This is a genomic window from Fredinandcohnia onubensis, from assembly GCF_002734285.1.
GTDB lineage: Bacteria > Bacillota > Bacilli > Bacillales > Bacillaceae_L > Ferdinandcohnia > Ferdinandcohnia onubensis_A.
In genome coordinates, this window is record NZ_NSEA01000016.1 from 17,423 (window position 1) to 33,133 (window position 15,711).

General features: G+C 38.6%; 16 protein-coding genes. 2 read left to right on the forward strand and 14 right to left on the reverse strand.

The window, feature by feature from the left end; translation table 11 throughout:
• Positions 1 to 46: 46 nt before the first annotated feature.
• Positions 47 to 637 carry a xanthine phosphoribosyltransferase gene (locus tag CKJ95_RS16160; RefSeq protein WP_099354490.1) on the forward strand — a complete coding sequence of 197 codons (591 nt, stop codon included), beginning with the start codon at positions 47 to 49 and terminating at the stop codon, positions 635 to 637.
• Entirely contained in the window at positions 637 to 1,941 is a 1,305-nt protein-coding gene (locus CKJ95_RS16165) for a nucleobase:cation symporter-2 family protein (protein ID WP_099354491.1), read from the forward strand. The genes CKJ95_RS16160 and CKJ95_RS16165 overlap by 1 nt, the downstream gene beginning before the upstream one ends.
• A 153-nt stretch (positions 1,942 to 2,094) precedes the next feature.
• On the opposite strand, the gene CKJ95_RS23470 is transcribed toward CKJ95_RS16165, so the two are convergent.
• From CKJ95_RS23470 to purU, 14 genes are all read right to left on the reverse strand, one after another.
• Complete coding sequence (locus tag CKJ95_RS23470) at positions 2,095 to 2,244, reverse strand: hypothetical protein (RefSeq protein WP_180271548.1); 150 nt, start codon at positions 2,242 to 2,244, stop codon at positions 2,095 to 2,097.
• 15 nt (positions 2,245 to 2,259) lie between these two features.
• Positions 2,260 to 2,760, reverse strand: a complete 501-nt coding sequence (locus tag CKJ95_RS16170; protein ID WP_099354492.1) for a hypothetical protein — start codon at positions 2,758 to 2,760, stop codon at positions 2,260 to 2,262.
• A 158-nt stretch (positions 2,761 to 2,918) separates the two neighbouring features.
• Entirely contained in the window at positions 2,919 to 4,055 is a 1,137-nt protein-coding gene (locus CKJ95_RS16175) for an SEC-C metal-binding domain-containing protein (protein ID WP_099354493.1), read from the reverse strand.
• Positions 4,056 to 4,079: 24 nt separating this feature from the next.
• On the reverse strand, positions 4,080 to 4,469 hold the full coding sequence (locus tag CKJ95_RS16180) for a hypothetical protein (RefSeq protein ID WP_099354494.1): 390 nt from the start codon (positions 4,467 to 4,469) through the stop codon (positions 4,080 to 4,082).
• A gap of 173 nt (positions 4,470 to 4,642) precedes the next feature.
• Positions 4,643 to 5,593 carry a ribose-phosphate diphosphokinase gene (locus tag CKJ95_RS16185; RefSeq protein WP_373604859.1) on the reverse strand — a complete coding sequence of 317 codons (951 nt, stop codon included), beginning with the start codon at positions 5,591 to 5,593 and terminating at the stop codon, positions 4,643 to 4,645.
• A 359-nt stretch (positions 5,594 to 5,952) separates the two neighbouring features.
• Positions 5,953 to 6,912, reverse strand: a complete 960-nt coding sequence (locus CKJ95_RS16190; RefSeq protein ID WP_099354495.1) for a 2-hydroxyacid dehydrogenase — start codon at positions 6,910 to 6,912, stop codon at positions 5,953 to 5,955.
• On the reverse strand, positions 6,913 to 8,418 hold the full coding sequence (locus CKJ95_RS16195; protein ID WP_099354496.1) for a xylulokinase: 1,506 nt from the start codon (positions 8,416 to 8,418) through the stop codon (positions 6,913 to 6,915).
• Positions 8,419 to 8,439: 21 nt separating this feature from the next.
• Positions 8,440 to 9,264, reverse strand: coding sequence for a class I fructose-bisphosphate aldolase (locus CKJ95_RS16200; RefSeq protein WP_099354497.1), 825 nt, complete (start codon positions 9,262 to 9,264; stop codon positions 8,440 to 8,442).
• Between the two features lie 129 nt (positions 9,265 to 9,393).
• On the reverse strand, positions 9,394 to 10,431 hold the full coding sequence (locus tag CKJ95_RS16205) for a zinc-dependent dehydrogenase (protein ID WP_099354498.1): 1,038 nt from the start codon (positions 10,429 to 10,431) through the stop codon (positions 9,394 to 9,396).
• A gap of 117 nt (positions 10,432 to 10,548) precedes the next feature.
• Positions 10,549 to 11,826 carry a TRAP transporter large permease gene (locus CKJ95_RS16210; protein WP_099354499.1) on the reverse strand — a complete coding sequence of 426 codons (1,278 nt, stop codon included), beginning with the start codon at positions 11,824 to 11,826 and terminating at the stop codon, positions 10,549 to 10,551.
• On the reverse strand, positions 11,826 to 12,338 hold the full coding sequence (locus tag CKJ95_RS16215) for a TRAP transporter small permease (RefSeq protein WP_099354500.1): 513 nt from the start codon (positions 12,336 to 12,338) through the stop codon (positions 11,826 to 11,828). Before CKJ95_RS16215 ends, CKJ95_RS16210 begins: the two co-directional genes overlap by 1 nt.
• A 68-nt stretch (positions 12,339 to 12,406) precedes the next feature.
• Complete coding sequence (locus tag CKJ95_RS16220; protein WP_099354501.1) at positions 12,407 to 13,441, reverse strand: DctP family TRAP transporter solute-binding subunit; 1,035 nt, start codon at positions 13,439 to 13,441, stop codon at positions 12,407 to 12,409.
• A 187-nt stretch (positions 13,442 to 13,628) separates the two neighbouring features.
• The gene (locus tag CKJ95_RS16225; protein ID WP_099354502.1) at positions 13,629 to 14,495 is read right to left on the reverse strand and encodes a MurR/RpiR family transcriptional regulator; all 867 of its coding nucleotides are present in this window, start codon (positions 14,493 to 14,495) and stop codon (positions 13,629 to 13,631) included.
• Between the two features lie 218 nt (positions 14,496 to 14,713).
• Positions 14,714 to 15,601, reverse strand: coding sequence for a formyltetrahydrofolate deformylase (gene purU / locus CKJ95_RS16230; RefSeq protein WP_099354503.1), 888 nt, complete (start codon positions 15,599 to 15,601; stop codon positions 14,714 to 14,716).
• Positions 15,602 to 15,711: the final 110 nt, after the last annotated feature.

Below are 15,711 nucleotides of genomic sequence, written 5' to 3' on the forward strand. Positions count from 1 at the left end.
AGTGCAATGATGTTCAGGCTTTTTTATTTTAAAGGAGGAAACTTGCTTGGAACTTTTACAGCAGAAAATTATCAACGAAGGTAGAGTCCTTTCTGACCACGTCCTGAAGGTCGACGCCTTTTTAAATCATCAAATAGATCCCGTGTTAATGGTGGAAATCGGGAAAGAATTTGCGCAACGATTCCAACATGACCAAATCACCAAGGTTTTAACAATCGAGTCTTCTGGGATTGCACCTGGAATGATGGCCGCTCTTGAACTTGGGGTACCTGTGATTTTTGCTCGAAAAAGAAAATCTCTTACTCTCGTAAACGACCTACTCACAGCGTCCGTTCATTCTTTTACGAAAAATGAAACCAATGAAATTTCCGTTTCTCAGAAATTCCTTGAACCAACTGACAATGTGCTCATCATCGACGACTTTTTAGCAAACGGGCAAGCTGCTCTAGGTCTCACTGAGATCGTTGAAAAAGCTGGCGCTAAAACGTCTGGAATTGGAATTGTGATCGAAAAATCCTTCCAAGATGGTGGAAAATTGCTTCGCGACAAAGGATTCAAAGTTGAATCACTTGCTCGAATCCAATCACTTCAGGGTGGAACAGTTACATTTTTAGAGAAAATGGAGGTTGGTCGCTAATGAAGGGGAACTTATTTAAAACAGCATCTCTCGGAATTCAGCATGTACTTGCGATGTATGCAGGTGCCGTGGTTGTGCCACTTATTGTCGGAGGCGCCATCGGGTTAACTAGTGAGCAGCTAACGTACCTCGTTGCAATCGACCTTTTAATGTGTGGAATTGCAACCCTGTTACAAGTATGGAAAAATAAATACTTTGGAATCGGGCTACCTGTTATGCTCGGCTGTACCTTCACAGCGGTCGGACCAATGATTGCAATCGGAGGAGAATACGGTATATCCGCTATTTACGGTTCAATTTTAGTTGGCGGAGTTTTCCTCGTCCTGGTTTCAACGATATTTGGTAAGTTGATAAAGTATTTCCCTCCAGTTGTAACAGGATCAGTTGTTACCATCATTGGTATCACGCTTATTCCTGTTGCAATGAATGACATGGCAGGCGGGCAAGGCAGTGCGGATTTCGGTTCGCTTCAAAACCTTGCACTATCATTTGGAACGCTCATTTTTATCTTAGTGTTGTATCGTTTTGCAAAAGGGTTTATGCGTCAAATCGCCATTTTACTTGGATTAATTATTGGTACTATCGTATCTTATTTCTTAGGTCGAGTAGATTTTTCGGCCGTAACAGATGCCAATTGGTTGCACATGCCAGAACCGTTTTACTTTGGTATGCCAACATTCGAACCATCCGCAATCATCACGATGATTCTCGTATTACTCGTGGGACTTGTTGAAGCATCAGGCGTGTACTTCGCACTTGGTGATATCACTGGTAAAAAGTTAACGGAAAAAGAATTGTCGAACGGCTATCGTGCAGAAGGAATCGCGACTATTTTAGGTGGGATTTTCAACGCATTTCCATATACAACATACTCACAGAACGTTGGACTTATTCAACTTTCAGGCGTAAAAAAGAACACCGTGATCTACGCAGCTGGCGCATTTTTAATCATCCTTGGATTCATTCCAAAAGTCAGTGCATTTACAACCGTCATCCCAACACCAGTTCTCGGCGGTGCAATGCTTGCGATGTTTGGTATGGTAATCTCAGCTGGAATCAAAATGCTAAGCAAAGTTGATTTTTCATCACAAGAAAACCTATTAATCATGGCATGTTCAATCGGTATGGGCCTTGGTATTACAACCGTCCCTACCCTATTTGCAAATCTACCTGAAGGCGTCCAAATCCTAACAAGCAACGGAATTGTCATCGGAAGCCTAACAGCCATTTTCATGAACCTAATCTTCATGAAAAAACCGGCCAAACAAACAGTCCAAGTCCTAGAAGGCCAAAAAGCATCGTAGGCAGGACATTGGGACACAGGGACAGGTCCCTTGTCCCACCATTTCCACTGGGTCAAGGGACCTGTTCCTCTGACCCCGAAGGAAAGCCAACTTTATGGCTTTCCTTTTTTATTTTCATGTTGCCTTAACTGCATTTACAGATATTCCAGTCAATTATCTCCTCAACAATTCAATTCCCATCCAGATTTTCCAGATAACAAAGGCACCAACGAAAGTGAGAATACTTAGGACGATACCAAGTGCCAATCCTCTTCCATATAACGCTTCGTATGCACCTCCAAAGAGGACGATTAGACTAATCATGATTGTGAACACACCCTATGCCTTCGAAAACAACCTCGTTTTTAGAATGAGGATTCCTACTTGAATGAGCCATATGCTTAAACAGATATTGGATAATACGGATATGACGAGGCCAAGTTCGATCATTGGATGGATAGTCGCGAGGGCTTCTTGAATGTTTTTGTCTTCGTTTGCGAGATCATGGAGGGCCGCGGCGGGCAGGAGCATGTAAAATGTGTAGGAAAACAAATGGAAGTATGCGAACCTTGTGACATTTGAACTCATTTCCGGATAGCCTTCGCGGAGGCGCATGTCAATCGCTTCGACCGTCCAGAATAATAAAATGATAGCGAATGCCCCGAGTAATAATAATGCCCAGTTTAGAACAGGATAGGCCGCAAGCGATTGTACCGTTTGCTCATATACATCTTTTCCCTCAACGTTTTTCATTGCAACTGCCTGTGTTAAAACCATCACAAGAACAAGAACCAACGCAGACACAATCGCACAAACTCCACCAAACCGTTGACGTGACATCCATAAATCCCCCCTACTTTTTTACTACTTTATTCGCTAAGAAACCAGAACATTCTCCCGACTTTGCCGGGACCTGTCCCTTCGACCCACCGGACTCACTGGGATCATTGTCCACAAAAAAAACGGTGAATCCCCAAACAGGATTCAGCCGTCTTAGTTTATTTTCCACAGCATTTTTTATATTTTTTTCCGCTACCGCATGGGCATGGATCGTTTCTGCCTACTTTATTTTCGTTTTGAACTGGAGCTAATTGAATCGCTGGACCCTCTTTTGCCATTTCATTTTTCTTCCACTCGAGTAAGTCAGGGTGCTTTTCGCCAAGAATCGTGTAAAAGCTGTAGGCGACGTGCTCAATTTCCACTAATGAAAAATCATATTTGTACTCCATATGGGCGTTCATTTCTGGAAGTGCCTCTTTTGAAAAATGGAAGCTTAGCGCTTCAATGATGGGCTCTTGTACATCCAATTCGTCGGTTTCACGATAGGCCTTTTTTAATTCCTGAAGCGCTAGATCGGTTTTGATATTTCCTAAAATGGAGGCTGCATATATAACAGACTCTGGCTTTCTTACATAAGGAGCAACCGCTTTTACTACTTGATCTGAGCCAAATTGGACTAACGCTGCATTAACTTCCTCCAATAAGGCGTCATCATCCCTTGTTAAGAAACTTGCAAATAGAGGGATGTATTTTTCTATTTTTAGTAGTCCGGCCATATAGACATTCATGATCCCATTTTCAGAAAACCACTCTTCGTTGGCTTCCTCTGCGAGAACAATATCAATTTCATTCTCAGTTATCCAACCGTTTTTTACAATACACTCAGATAGCTTTTTCGCGATTGGGTAATAGTCATATTCAGGGGAAAGGGATCGATCAATCTTATGTAATACCTCGCCGTACATGGAATAAACGTCTTCTTCCTCTCCATGTTCGATAACCTCATAAATTTCCCAAACTTGTTTCGGGATATATTTTTCAAGTTGTTTTTTATACTTTAAAGCAAGTGGAGCATCAATATTATTTAGTAACCCCAACGCCAGATGACGGTCGCTCTGGTTCATAGTTGAAATATTATCAATTAGAATTGTTAGCGCTTCTTCATTGATTTTTTGTTTATCGAGATACATTAATATGTCAATCTGCTTCGCTTCATTTCTAAATGCTTCCCTCAGTAACTCAACTGTCCAGTCTTCTGGAACGTTTGGATATTCATGTAGCGCATGTAAGACTGTTTTTTGTACCAAGATATCATCTGAAAGCAGGTGTGGCTTAATTTTTTCTAAAAATGTCATAAGAGTGTATCCTTTCGCTATATATTAATGCATTCGATATATGTAAGCATCGTCTATATAAATGTTGTTTATTGTTTTACTAGAAAATCTAATATCAGCAATTTGTGTTGGTGATGTTTGAATCACAGTACGTAAAGAACTTATTAAAGGATGGATTGGACTCCAAGCGGAGATATCTATTAAATTTATACTTATTGTATCCTTGTTTTCATTTATAATCTTATTAATGTGCTCGTAGGCTTTACGAGCTCCTTCTGTTTCTACTACATCAGATGCAATAACAAACCTCCAATATTCTCCATCAGATTCATAGAGCCAGAATGCAGCATGCACATCAAAATTAGCATTATCTAGTTCCTTTATTAATATCTTACCCTCATTAATATCTTTTTCTACCAAAAACGTTTTAACCACTGCAATACCCCCTCGTTCGGATCTGACAAAGCAAAGAATAATACCGATACAGTCTAAAATTAGTTAGTTTCAGGGACAGCTTTACTTTGAGAGTTATGGTGGGACGAGGGACCTGTCCCTTTGTCCCAAAAAGGGCCGTTCCAAAATGTGGAACAGCCCTGGTTTGTGTACTTTTATTCGAATAAAGGACTAACAGCTCTTTCGTTGTGGATGCGGTCAATTGCATTCACTAGTAATGGTGCCACTGAGATTGTAGTGATTTTGTCGATTTGTTTTTCTTCAGGTAATTGAATTGTGTTTGTGATTACCAGTTCTTGTATTGGTGAAGATTCAATTCTTTCAATCGCTGGACCGGATAGGACTGGGTGCGTACAACATGCGTATACACCTTTTGCTCCCATTTCCTTTAATGCTTTCGCAGCTAGGGTTATGGTTCCAGCTGTATCAATCAGGTCGTCAATGATGATAGCATTTTTACCTTCAATGTTACCAACGATGTTCATAATCTGTGCTACATTTGGCTTCGGACGACGCTTGTCGATAAATGCAATTGGTACATTTAGTTGGCTCGCTAATTTTCTTGCTCGAACAACTCCACCTTGGTCAGGCGCAACGATGACAACATCTTCGAGCCCTTTTTCAGCGAAATATTTCGCTAGAAGAGGTACGCCAAGTAATTGATCAACAGGAATATCGAAAAATCCTTGGATTTGTGGTGCGTGCAGGTCCATGGTTACAACCCTAGTTGCTCCCGCTTTTTCCAGTAAATTTGCAACAAGCTTAGCAGTGATAGGTTCGCGTGAGCGCGCTTTACGGTCCTGTCTCGCATAGCCATAGTACGGGATGACAAGATTGATGTTTTTTGCGGAAGCTCGTTTTAACGCATCAATCATAATTAGTAATTCCATAATATGTTCATTTGCAGGCTGTGAAGTTGACTGTACTAAATAGACCTCGCTACCTCGAACACTTTCTTCTATATTTATTTGGATTTCTCCATCGCTAAAACGTGTAACTGAACACTTTCCTAATTCGCACCCTAATAACGACGCCATTTCCTCTGCCAGTTTAGGATTCGAATTTAACGTAAACATTTTAAAACATTGATTCAATTGGTAAGCCACTGTTAGTCCTCCATGCAAAAAATATTCTATATATAATATAACCTAAATTTACACTCTTACCTAGTGTCGAATCACAATTTTCGACAAAAATCTATATAAAAACGTTAAAAAGGGCACCACACACGTGATGCCCTTCCTAATCAAACACACCTTGGCCTATTTGCGCCCGATTTTTAGGCCCACAGGAAGTGGGGCATAAAGACATTGCCACAGGAAGTGGCGTATTGAGTCTTTGATCTTACTGCTCGAAAAATTTCCTTTAATAAATCGTGGCATCCCCTAGCAACTAAAATTTGTCAATTTTGTACAATAACTACTAAATGTGACAGTGGTGTTTGTCAATCATTTCAGTCGTCCTTTTAAATTTTTGATAGGGGTTCTCTACCTTGAAGTACATTAATTATATTATCTGCTACCAAATGCGCCATATTTGTTCTCGTTTTCACACTCGCGCTACCAATATGTGGTAGAGTTACTACATTAGGTAAAGTAAGTAAAGGATGATCAAGAGGCACAGGTTCCTCTTCAAATACATCTAATCCCGCAGCCCATATTTGATTGTTCTTAAGGGCATGATATAAAGCAGTCTCATCAACAATACCGCCTCTAGCACTATTGATTAAAATTGCTTCTTTCTTCATGAGAGAAAGCTCCTCTTCTCCAATTAAATGATGAACCTCCGGACTATAAGGAAGTAGAAGACATACAAAATCAGATTTTTTTAATAGGGTGTCTAAATCTACGTATTTAATTCCTAAGTTTTTTTCTGTTTCTAGTTTACGTGAACGATTATAATAAATGACTTCCATATTGAAGCCCTTCGCCCTCTTAACTAGAGCCTCTCCTATCCGACCCATTCCTATAATTCCAATTGTAGCCCCATAAATATCTTGGCCCGTCAGTTCCATAGGTGACCAAGCCCCCCACTCACCTCTACGCAAGAAATCTGATGCCTCAATAACCCGTCTTGCCGTCGCCATTAACAGAGCAAATGTTAAATCGGCCGTTGTTTCTGTTAGTACACCAGGAGTATTTGTAACAATAATTCCACGACTTGTTGCTTCCTTCACATCAATATTGTTGTAGCCAACAGCTAAATTGCTAACAACTTTTAAATTGGGAGCATGATCAAAAACCTCTTTATCAATTGTGTCTGTTAATAGACAATAGAGACCATCTACATTTTCAACTTCCTTTAACAAAACCTCACGCGGTACAGGTATTGTCTCCTCATGCCACATTTTTACGTCAAAATGCATCGCAAGTTTTTCATAAATCTCCTTTGGCATCTTCCTCGTAATATAAACAGTCTTTTTCATCTATTCACCCCTCTCCAACCTCTGTGCCACACTACTCACAAAGAATTGCTTTAATGACGGATATAATTCACAAAACACTTCATATAAATGTTTGTATTGGGCAACCTCACTTGTCTTCGGTTCTACAACATTGATCGTTTTGTTATCAATTACTTGTGCTGCTTCTTCTAAGGATGGAAAATAACCAATAGCTGTTCCTGCAAGTAAACAGGCTCCTAACACACCAGTTTCAGATATATCCTTAATCTCAATGTTCTTATTTAAGACGTTTGCTTTAATTTGTGCCCATTCCTTGTTCTTTGAACCACCACCGATTGATTGAAATCGATCAAACTGGAGGTTATAATTTGTTTCTATAATTTCATAAATCTGCTTTAACCCAAAGGCACAGCCTTCTAAAATAGCACGGAACATATCTGCTTTGGATGTATTCAAATGGATTCCTACAAAAACACCCCTTGCATTCGGATCCCATATTGGCGATCTTTCACCCTGCATATACGGCAGGAAATATACGCCATTTGAACCTATAGAGGATTGATTATACAATTCTCCATATATTTCTTTTGTATGCCCTTCTGTTTTTAGGAAATTGTCATAGAACCACTGAATCGATGCCCCAGGAAAAGACATAGCTCCGTGAGAAAGCCATTGGTGTTTGTTGACATGACACCGATTTAGGAATCGCTTATCCAATTTATCAGGTAGATCTGTACATACCGTTAGGACATTTGATGTACCAACAGATTCAAACATTTCATTGGGTTTAATGCTTAAAGCAACAGTTGAGCACGCAGTATCTGCAGCGCCCGATATAACAGGTATATTTTTCGAAGACAATTCAGGTATTTTAACATTTCCAACTACAGATCTTGGATCCACTACTTTAGGCAGTTTCTTCTCATCGACCCCTACTTTTTCATAAATCTCCTTTGACCACTCATAGTTCACGACATCGTAAATTCCTGAATACGAACTTTGAGTCCAGTCCATCACAAATTCCCCTGTTAGCTTGTGCAAAATAAAAGTGGATAAATTTCCCCATTTATACGTTTTTTCATAGTCCTTAGGAAAGTGATTTTTAAACCAAAGGTAGGTTGTCACCGTATACATCCCTGGCTCTAGTCGATTTTTCGTGATTATGTCCAAGTTGTCCACACCGACTACATTTTTAATCCAATCAGATTCCTCTTTACTCCTCTGGTCTAGGTATATAATTCCCTGATATAGAGGCTTGCCATCTTTATTTAAAAACACTGATGAATTGCAAAAGGTAGATAGCGAGATTGCATCAACGCTTCCACCTTTCTCTACTTCATTACATACTTTTAATAGCAATGATTTGGTTTTATCCCAAATATCTTCAAGGTCAATTTCTATCCAAGTCTTTTTAGGATAAAGAAGGGAGTATGGTTGGTACTCAAGGTACCCCAATACTCCTTCTTGATTCATTGCGCCTACTTTAATACCACTTGTTCCGATATCAATCCCAATAACGTGAGACATAATCTATCACACCTATTTGTATTATACGTTTGCTGGTTGATTAATTAACTCATTATACAATTCTACTGTTTCATTTACAGTTCCACCATGATGGATAATGTTTTTAAACGCTTTTACAACTGCTGTCGGATTTGGGTTATTCCAAACGATTCGACCGAATGTAATACCCGTACCTCCAGCATCAATTACATCGTATACCATTTGGAAATAGTCTTCAATGTTATTTCCATTGTCTCCACCCGCAACTACAACTTTACCAGGTGTTGATTCAACTACTTTTCTGAATGTATCAGGATTACCTGTATACTTTGTTTTTACAATATCAACACCTAATTCAGCACCTGCACGCACCGCATATGCAACATGCTTCCAATCATTCTTTTCGTGATCAGGTATTTGGTTTCCTCTTGGATAGATATGCGCAATCATTGGAACTCCAAGGGCAGCAGCCTGACCTGAAACGATTCCTAGGTTACGAAGTTGTTCAGGTTGATCATCTCCTCCAACAATACAACCCATTGAAACAGCATCTGCTCCTAAACGAACAGCTTCATCCACTTCTGTAACCCAAGCATCATAATTTGGCTGCCATGGTGAAAAAGTAGAGAGTTTTAAGATAAGACCTGTTTTTCCAACGTGTGGACGATAGCTCATATCCGCAATCCCTTTATGCATTGTCATTGCATCTGGGCCACCTGCAACAATTTCACTAACCTTACGATTGATTGGCATTAATTCATCGAAAATACCTCTTGCCATCGCTTGATCAACTGCAACAGCTAATAGTTTTCCAGTCTCTTGATTTAATAATCTACTCATCCGAACTTCTTTACCTAATAATGCCATAATAAAACACTCCTTAGTTTTTTAATATTTGTTATTTTATAGTTACCTTAAAGGGAATCACACACACACTTTTCAAGATCCTTAACTACTTTCTTCATTTAAACTATCCAAACTTGGAGATTGCGAATCTTATAACGTAATAACCGATTTCATTCCATTGCCATTTCTAACATCTAAAATAGCCTGTTCGATGGTATCTAATGTATAACCAGTTGTCGTTAGTACTTCCGTATTAATTTTACCTGTGGCAATCAATGCTAAGGATTTATGATAATCTGCACGTGTTAATGCAGAGGTTCCATTGACTGTAATTTCATTATAGTGAATGATGTTAGGATCAATTTCAGATAAAACTCCTTTTGTAAATCCAGCAAACAAATTCAAAGTTCCGCCTTTTTTCAGAAGGTTTGCGCAGGATTTTACTAAGAAAGGTACTCCAATTGCCATGAGAACAACATCCGCACCAAGGCCGTCTGTTAGATTTAATACAAGGTCCTCTAGAGATTCTTCATTTGGATTTACTGCAAAATCTGCACCGGCTTTAATAGCTTTTTCACGACGGTGTTCAATTGGTTCGCTTAGTATAACTGATTTCGCACCTGCAATTTTTGCTAATTGCACATGCATTAGTCCAATTGGGCCTCCTCCAACAACAACGACAACATCACCCATTTTCACATTGGCTTTTCGTTGGCCATTGATACAGCACGCTAAAGGTTCAGTTACTACCGCTTGCTCAAATGAAATATGATCAGGAATCTTAACGATGTTTCCAGCTTCTACTGCAGCACTTGGGATTCGTACATATTCAGCGAAACCTCCGTCGTACTCATACCCGATAGCAGTACGGTTTGCACATACATTTTCTCTGCCATTTTGGCAATAGTAGCATTTACGACAAGGGATAACAGGCATTACACCAACTCGGTCACCAGTGAAGAAATCTTTCACCGCGGATCCAACTTCTTCAATTGTTCCTACAAGCTCATGACCAATAATGGAAGGAGTACGTACTCCCTTTGTTTTCTTTCCTTCAAAGATTCTTACGTCTGTTCCACAAACCGCACTTGCATTAACCTTTAAAAGAATTTCATGCTCGTTAATTTGTGGCTTTTGTACTTCCTCTAATTGTAATTTGTTTGGTCCATGAAAAACTGCTGCTTTCATCTCAAACCACACTCCCATTTCGTCTTAGTATATAGTATACAACATTTGGTGGAGATTTCCTTCATACTTTTTATAAAAATTAAGGAGAATATTTTCTCCTTAATTTCAAACTAGTTATTATAAATCAAACCAACTAATCGGCACTGTAATTAACTGAGGTACAAAAATAAACAACAGTAATGCAGCAAAAGTTACAACTAACCATGGTAAGGTTGCTTTACTTAAGGTTTCTATCTTCATCCCTGTAATATTAGAGGTAGCGTATAGACATACTCCAATCGGTGGTGTAACTAAACCAACTGAAAGAAGTACAACTAAATAAATCACAAAAAATACAGGATCGATACCTACTGAATGGATCGTTGGCATTAAAATTGGAACAAGGATAAATATTGCGGCTGTTGCATCCATAAACATACCAACAATAATTAGAAATACAAATAACAACAACATTATTACAATCTTACTATCACTTATACCACTAATGAAGGTTGCTACCTTTGTAGGAAGACCATCATATTCAAACACCCAACTTGCTGCCTTAGCAGTTACTGCGATAAAAAGAATAGTACCTGTTAGGTTTGCTGTTCTAAAAAAGATATTCGGTAGTTTTTTAAATGATAATCCTTTATAAACAAATAACGCTACAAATAATGTATATAACACCGCAATAGCAGCTGCCTCTGTCGGTGTGAATATTCCACTTAAGATACCAGCAAGTAATATTACTGGCGCTAACAATGCCGGAAAAGCACGTATGAATTCTCTTCCAAGTACCTTCCATTCAAATTTTTGATGGACCCCAAAATTATGCTTTTTACTATAATAATGGTTGTACCCCATAAAAATAAAAGCAATAATTAAACCTGGTACTAGTCCTCCAACCAAGGCTGCTCCTATTGAAACACCTGCTGTTGATGCGGCAACTACCATTAATATACTTGGTGGAACGATTGTTGCTAGCATAGACGTTATTAACGTTAATGCTGCTGCGTATTCTAAAGGATATTTGTTTTTGGTCATCGCATTTATTGTAATACGACCAGTACTAGCAATATCCGCGACAGAAGAACCAGCCATACCAGCAAAAATTAAACTTGCTAGAACATTCACGTGCCCAAGTCCACCAGTCATCCAACCAACTAGACTCTTTGCAAAATCAAAGATTTTTTCTGCAACTCCACCTTCATCCATGATAATTCCTGCCAGGATAAAGAGTGGAACGGCAACCATGATAAAGCTATTCATCGAGCTATACATTGATTGAATAACGATACTAATTGGAACATCTGTAAAAATAAGCACACTCGCAACTACTGAAATACCAAGTGAGGTAGCGATAGGTATACCGATAAACATTAAGATGAAGAATAACACAAGTAAAAAAATTGACATTAATTCTCCACCTCCTCTTCTTCAATAAGCGCACGGTCATATATGAGTGATTGGATGGTATTGATAATTCCAATCAAACCTGAAAATGGAACACAAAGTCCGATAATCCACATCGGTAATAACAATACAGAACTAGTTTCATTGGTGTTAATTTGCTGTGACATTAATTCGATTCCTAAAACAACCATAAATAAAAAGAATCCAATTGAAGCAATACTATAAATCCATACTGATCCCTTTTGCAAAAATTTAGGCAAATAGTTTATTAGTAATGTAACCCTTGCAGATTCGACTTTACGAAACCCGATTCCAATTCCCAGATAAATCAACCATATAAACATAAATCTTGTTAATTCCTCAGTCCACGGTGCTGGTTGCCCTATTAATCTACCAACGACTTGCCAGATTACTACTACAAATATGCCCGCGGCCGTCAAGGAGGCCAATGTATCAGTTATGCTATTGATGGCTCGAAATACAGGATTAATTTTTTTACTCCCATCCTTTACCATAGCTCTCTCCCTCACTTGATGTTAAATACGGTCCCTTATCAATTTAGGGACCGCAAACTCACCTAAATTTACTCACTTTTCCCTACAAACTCTAGTACTTTTGCAAAGAATTCATCGTCTTTTACAAGTTCTTTAAATATTGGATACGCTTTCTTTGAAATTTCAACGAATAGCTGTTGCTGTTCACTTGTTAGCTCATTAATCTTAACTCCTTCACCTTCAAGGAACTCAATTGCTGTTTCAGCTTCTTTATTATCATAATCTAATGCCCAACCTTGAATTTCCTTTGAAGCTTCAGTTAAGATCTTTTGTTGCTCATCTGTTAAAGAATCAAACTTTTCTTGGTTAATTCCTACTACCCAGCCATCAGCCATGTGGTTAGAAATTGTTAAGTATTCTTGTACTTCATACATTTTCGCTGATGTGATAACACCAAGTGGATTTTCCTGTCCATCGATTGTTTTTAATTGTAACGCGTTATATACTTCACTAAAATCCATTGGAGTTGTTACTGTACCTGCCCCTTTGAAAAACTCAACCCATAATGGATTGTTAGGTACACGTAGCTTAAGCCCTTTTAAATCTTCTGGTTTTGTAATTGGATTTTTAGAGTTTGTGATTTGTCTGAAGTCACGTGTCCAATATCCTAATCCGTGAATGCCTAACTCAGATACGGAACCTATTAGTTCAGTACCAAGATCCCCATTTAAGAAAGATACAAATTGGTCTTTATCATCAAATAAATACGGAATACTGATAGCGCTAAATTTAGGTTCAAAGTTCGCATAAAGAGAAGTTGAGAGCACGAGCATATCCAAGCTTCCAGCTCCTAGTTGCTTAACTGCAGCAGAAGGATCCCCACCATATAATGTTCCATTGGCATGAACCTTAATTTCAATTGAACCATTACTTTTCTCTGAAACTACCTTCGCAAATTCTTTTGCAGCTAGAGTTACAGATGCCTCATCTGGATCCGGAGTAGCTAGTGTAAAAGTTACCTTCTTTTCTGATCCATTTTCCTCTCCACCACTTGCAGAGCTACCACATGCTACCAAAGCTACTGATAATAATGCCGTTAAAAATAGTGTGAGTATCTTCTTCATTTCTTTTCCCCCTTAAACCCCTTTTGTTTTGATAACGCTTACTTATTTGAATAAAAAAAGAAATTAAGCACCGTTGAATTTTCAGAATACTTAACTTGTGACTCAATGATATCACATGGTGGTAATTTCCTTCAAGTTATTTTTAAAAAAAATGAACATTATTTTCACAATTGGGTTTTTTAGGCTTTTATAGCTTTTTATCAATAGTCGATCTTCGCGTTTTTTGAAGATTGTTATAGGTGAGTTCATATTTTTGGTTTGCAACTGCCGCTACTAGGATATCGATAATCGTTAATTGTGCAATCCTTGAAGATATAGCGTCTGTTCGAAACAGCGTTTCCTTAGAAGCCGTTTGTAAAACAATATCTGAGATATTTGTGATTGGTGATTTAGATGCATTCGTAATACAAATGAGAGTTGCACCGGCTTCTCTCGCTAGTTTCATCGCTGCTAAAACATCTGTATTTGAACCAGTATGAGATATACCAATAACAACATCATTTTCCGTAAGAACACTTGCAGACATTGCCTGTAAAACAGAATCACTATAAGCGAAAGATTTAATCCCTAATTTTAATAGTTTATGATGGGCATCCAATGCCACAGTTCCTGAACCACCGTTACCATAGAATTCTATCAACCGAGCCTTCGAGATTGCATTCACTGCTCTTTGAATCTCTTCATCACTACAAACCTCCATTGAATCATAAAGCGCCTGGATGTTTGATTGAAAAACCTTCTTTTTAATTTTTTCAACATTGTCTCCTTTTTCAATCACTTCATGTATTTGCTTTTCTGGAGAGATCAATTCCCTTGCCAAGTGAATTTTTAAATCTTGGAAACCCTTATAACCAAGGCGCTTACATAAGCGTACAACAGAAGACTCACTTGTTTCACTTCTTTCTGCCACCTCAGTTATTGACAAATGAATAATTTCATCTTGGTTTTTCTCAATAAAATCGACAATTTTTTTTTCTGAATCTCTTAGCTTTGTCATCGCAGCATTGATTCTCGTAAAAAAGCCAGGATTCGTATTAACATTTAACTCACTCATATATTTGCCCCCTTCTAATGCACAAGCATTTTAATGTATTTATTATTTTATTAAAATATTGTGTTGTTTACTAGTATTATTTTTGGTTTGCTCTAATCTATTACAGATAATTTGAATTCCATTTCTGCCATAGTCAAAAAGTGAAATTTTGTAAGGCTATCAAAAAAAGAGAAGCGATCGTGATCGAGCACTTCTCAATAAAAACACTTTTTTTATAGTTAAAACACGATTGTCTTATTATTATCCACAATAATTCGGTCTTCCAGATGCCATTTTACCCCACGTGCGAGCACGCTTCGTTCTACACTTTGTCCGATTTTTTTCAGTCTTGCTACATCGTCACGGTGGTCAACACGAGCAATATCCTGTTCAATAATCGGTCCTTCATCCAAGTCGTTTGTTACATAATGAGAGGTTGCACCGATTAATTTTACCCCGCGTGTATAGGCGCGCTCATACGGTCTAGCCCCGACAAACGCTGGCAAGAATGAGTGATGGATGTTAATAATTTGGTTCGGATATTCCGCCACAAAGTCAGGTGTTAAGACCTGCATGTAACGAGCCAACACGATTAAATCAATATCATACTCTTTTAAAATTTGCAGTTGCTGCTCTTCCACTTGTTTGCGGATGTCCTTGTTCGCCGGTATGTAAATGAACGGAATGCCAAGATTTTCAACAACAGGTCTCGCATCCTCATGATTACTCACGACAAGAGCAATGTCTGTCATCAAGTCGCCGCTTTGCCACTCCCATAAAAGTTCATGCAAACAGTGAAGCTGCTTTGATACAAAGATAGCTGTTCTTTTCACATTTTGAACGTCAATCAGCTTCCACTCCATTGAAAATTTGTCAGCAATCTCTAAAAATGCAGACTCCATCTCAGGCTTTTTCCCTGTTAAAGATGGGCAGTCAAACTCGATTCGAAGGTAAAATGTACCCTCTTCATGGTGAGTTGAATACTGACTCGATTCAATAATATTCGCATCAAACGAATATAAAAATTGAGAGATAGCCATCACAATTCCAGGCTGGTCAGGACAACTCACCAACAACCTTCCACGATTCTCATTCTTACTCTGAAACTCTTCCCTATTAAAAAACATATCCATAACCTCACATTTGGGACGGAGGGACAGGTCCCTCGTCCCACCAATTTTTTCCTGGGACAGTGGACCTGTCCCTGTGTCCCACAATTTCTCTTGGGATAAGCGGA

Excerpts from the sequence above, each read along its gene's own strand:
- CKJ95_RS16205 (WP_099354498.1), bottom strand. The coding sequence starts at position 10,431 with ATGAAAGCAGCAGTTTTTCATGGACCAAACAAATTACAATTAGAGGAA.
- CKJ95_RS16175 (WP_099354493.1), bottom strand. The coding sequence starts at position 4,055 with ATGACATTTTTAGAAAAAATTAAGCCACACCTGCTTTCAGATGATATC.
- CKJ95_RS16225 (WP_099354502.1), bottom strand. The coding sequence starts at position 14,495 with ATGAGTGAGTTAAATGTTAATACGAATCCTGGCTTTTTTACGAGAATC.
- CKJ95_RS16220 (WP_099354501.1), bottom strand. The coding sequence starts at position 13,441 with ATGAAGAAGATACTCACACTATTTTTAACGGCATTATTATCAGTAGCT.
- CKJ95_RS16190 (WP_099354495.1), bottom strand. The coding sequence starts at position 6,912 with ATGAAAAAGACTGTTTATATTACGAGGAAGATGCCAAAGGAGATTTAT.
- CKJ95_RS16215 (WP_099354500.1), bottom strand. The coding sequence starts at position 12,338 with ATGGTAAAGGATGGGAGTAAAAAAATTAATCCTGTATTTCGAGCCATC.
- CKJ95_RS16170 (WP_099354492.1), bottom strand. The coding sequence starts at position 2,760 with ATGTCACGTCAACGGTTTGGTGGAGTTTGTGCGATTGTGTCTGCGTTG.
- CKJ95_RS23470 (WP_180271548.1), bottom strand. The coding sequence starts at position 2,244 with ATGATTAGTCTAATCGTCCTCTTTGGAGGTGCATACGAAGCGTTATAT.
- CKJ95_RS16165 (WP_099354491.1), top strand. The coding sequence starts at position 637 with ATGAAGGGGAACTTATTTAAAACAGCATCTCTCGGAATTCAGCATGTA.
- CKJ95_RS16200 (WP_099354497.1), bottom strand. The coding sequence starts at position 9,264 with ATGGCATTATTAGGTAAAGAAGTTCGGATGAGTAGATTATTAAATCAA.
- CKJ95_RS16210 (WP_099354499.1), bottom strand. The coding sequence starts at position 11,826 with ATGTCAATTTTTTTACTTGTGTTATTCTTCATCTTAATGTTTATCGGT.
- purU (WP_099354503.1), bottom strand. The coding sequence starts at position 15,601 with ATGTTTTTTAATAGGGAAGAGTTTCAGAGTAAGAATGAGAATCGTGGA.
- CKJ95_RS16195 (WP_099354496.1), bottom strand. The coding sequence starts at position 8,418 with ATGTCTCACGTTATTGGGATTGATATCGGAACAAGTGGTATTAAAGTA.